Source organism: Escherichia sp. AM3, from assembly GCF_032029835.1.
GTDB lineage: Bacteria > Pseudomonadota > Gammaproteobacteria > Enterobacterales > Enterobacteriaceae > Escherichia > Escherichia coli.
Genome location: NZ_JAVUPQ010000431.1, coordinates 1 through 812, shown reverse-complemented (window position 1 = coordinate 812; position 812 = coordinate 1). Strand labels below are relative to the sequence as shown.

At 47.4% G+C, this 812-nt stretch carries 1 protein-coding gene; it reads left to right on the top strand.

Annotated elements, in window-relative coordinates:
- Positions 1–707 (top strand): DNA-binding transcriptional regulator EnvY (gene envY, locus RTW80_RS26390; RefSeq protein WP_312721037.1); only part of this gene is annotated, 707 nt, incomplete at its 5' end.
- Positions 708–812: the final 105 nt, after the last annotated feature.

Here is an 812-nt window from a genome sequence, read left to right as displayed (position 1 = left end):
AGGTAAGCGTCAATAACCATGCTACGTTTACCCTTCCGAAAAACTACCTGGCCGCCTCCGCGTGCAACAATAACGTCATTGAACTCTCAACGTTAAATCACGTATTAATCACCCACATCAACCGTAACATCATCAACGATTATCTGTTGTTTTTAAATAAGAACTTAACCTGTGTAAAGCCCTGGTCGCGGCTGGCAACCCCGGTTATCGCTTGTCATAGCCGTACACCGGAAGTGTTCCGGCTAGCCGCCAACCACAGCAAGCAGCAACCCAGCAGACCCTGCGAAGCGGAGTTGACGCGCGCATTGCTTTTTACCGTATTGTCTAACTTTCTTGAGCAATCGCGGTTTATTGCCCTACTGATGTATATCTTACGCAGCAGCGTCCGCGACAGCGTCTGCCGCATTATTCAAAGCGATATTCAGCATTACTGGAATCTGCGAATTGTCGCCAGTTCGCTATGTTTAAGCCCCAGCCTGCTCAAAAAGAAATTAAAAAACGAAAATACCAGCTATAGCCAGATTGTCACAGAGTGTCGTATGCGTTACGCCGTACAGATGTTATTGATGGATAACAAAAATATCACTCAGGTGGCGCAATTATGTGGCTATAGCAGCACGTCGTACTTTATCTCTGTTTTTAAGGCGTTTTACGGCCTGACACCGTTGAATTATCTCGCCAAACAGCGACAAAAAGTGATGTGGTGAAGGGCAAAGCGGAAACGGATAAGACGGGCATAAATGAGGAAGAAATGGCGCGCCCTGCAGGATTCGAACCTGCGGCCCACGACTTAGAAGGTCGTTGCTCTATCC